Origin of the sequence: Alkalihalobacillus alcalophilus ATCC 27647 = CGMCC 1.3604, assembly GCF_000292245.2 — a bacterium.
Taxonomy (GTDB): Bacteria; Bacillota; Bacilli; order Bacillales; family Bacillaceae_D; genus Alkalihalobacillus; species Alkalihalobacillus alcalophilus.
Map to the genome: position 1 here is coordinate 1 of NZ_ALPT02000162.1, position 1,154 is coordinate 1,154.

At 49.1% G+C, this 1,154-nt stretch carries 9 tRNA genes and 1 rRNA gene; all 10 read left to right on the forward strand.

Features of this window, described 5'->3' with window-relative positions:
- Positions 1-145 precede the first annotated feature (145 nt).
- The 10 genes from rrf to BALCAV_RS20860 all read left to right on the forward strand — a co-directional run bounded on the left by rrf (position 146) and on the right by BALCAV_RS20860 (position 1,074).
- Positions 146-261 (forward strand): 5S ribosomal RNA (rrf, locus tag BALCAV_RS20815).
- 10 nt (positions 262-271) lie between these two features.
- Positions 272-347, forward strand: a tRNA-Val gene (locus BALCAV_RS20820).
- Between the two features lie 13 nt (positions 348-360).
- A tRNA-Thr gene (locus BALCAV_RS20825) sits at positions 361-433 on the forward strand.
- Between the two features lie 9 nt (positions 434-442).
- Positions 443-518: transfer RNA gene (locus BALCAV_RS20830), tRNA-Lys, on the forward strand.
- A gap of 11 nt (positions 519-529) precedes the next feature.
- Positions 530-611 (forward strand) — tRNA-Leu (locus BALCAV_RS20835).
- An 11-nt stretch (positions 612-622) separates the two neighbouring features.
- A tRNA-Gly gene (locus BALCAV_RS20840) sits at positions 623-697 on the forward strand.
- Positions 698-710: 13 nt separating this feature from the next.
- A tRNA-Leu gene (locus BALCAV_RS20845) sits at positions 711-799 on the forward strand.
- A gap of 14 nt (positions 800-813) precedes the next feature.
- Positions 814-890 (forward strand) — tRNA-Arg (locus tag BALCAV_RS20850).
- A gap of 23 nt (positions 891-913) precedes the next feature.
- Positions 914-990: transfer RNA gene (locus tag BALCAV_RS20855), tRNA-Pro, on the forward strand.
- Between the two features lie 8 nt (positions 991-998).
- Positions 999-1,074 (forward strand) — tRNA-Ala (locus BALCAV_RS20860).
- Positions 1,075-1,154: the final 80 nt, after the last annotated feature.

Genomic DNA, 1,154 nt, shown 5'->3' on the forward strand with positions numbered 1-1,154 from the left:
AAAAGCATTCAAGGTTCAATTGACAAAGGGAAGCGAGTAGTTCGAGGAAACAAACGACTGAAAGAATGGAACGTATTCATATACGTGACATGACTGAAGGAGAGAAGTTGACGAAGAAATACGAAGCTTATCTGAAGTCAAAAAGTCTGGTGGCGATAGCGAAGAGGTCACACCCGTTCCCATGCCGAACACGGCCGTTAAGCTCTTCAGCGCCGATGGTAGTTGGGGGCTTCCCCCTGTGAGAGTAGGACGTTGCCAGGCAGATATATTTGGAGGATTAGCTCAGCTGGGAGAGCACCTGCCTTACAAGCAGGGGGTCGGCGGTTCGATCCCGTCATCCTCCACCATTTTATTTATTATGCCGGCCTAGCTCAACTGGTAGAGCAACTGACTTGTAATCAGTAGGTTGGGGGTTCAAGTCCTCTGGCCGGCATCGTAAGATGAGCCATTAGCTCAGTCGGTAGAGCATCTGACTTTTAATCAGAGGGTCGAAGGTTCAAGTCCTTCATGGCTCACCATTTTACAATTTGCGGGTGTGGCGGAATTGGCAGACGCGCTAGACTTAGGATCTAGTGTCTTATGACGTGGGGGTTCAAGTCCCTTCACCCGCATTTATATACGAGCGGAAGTAGTTCAGTGGTAGAACACCACCTTGCCAAGGTGGGGGTCGCGGGTTCGAATCCCGTCTTCCGCTCCATAGGTTGTCCTGTGCCGGGGTGGTGGAATTGGCAGACACACAGGACTTAAAATCCTGCGGTAGGTGACTACCGTGCCGGTTCAAGTCCGGCCCTCGGCACCATTTAAAATATATATGCGCCCTTAGCTCAGCTGGATAGAGTGTTTGACTACGAATCAAAAGGTCGGGAGTTCGAATCTCTCAGGGCGCGCCATTATATTTTAAAACAAATAAAAACGGGAAGTGGCTCAGCTTGGTAGAGCACCTGGTTTGGGACCAGGGGGTCGCAGGTTCAAATCCTGTCTTCCCGACCATTTAAAATGGGGCCTTAGCTCAGCTGGGAGAGCGCCTGCTTTGCACGCAGGAGGTCAGCGGTTCGATCCCGCTAGGCTCCACCAAAAAAGTTTTAAAAAAGTTATTGACAAAATAAAGACTATTTTGTTAAGATAATCAAGTCGCAATTAAAGCGAAATAAGTT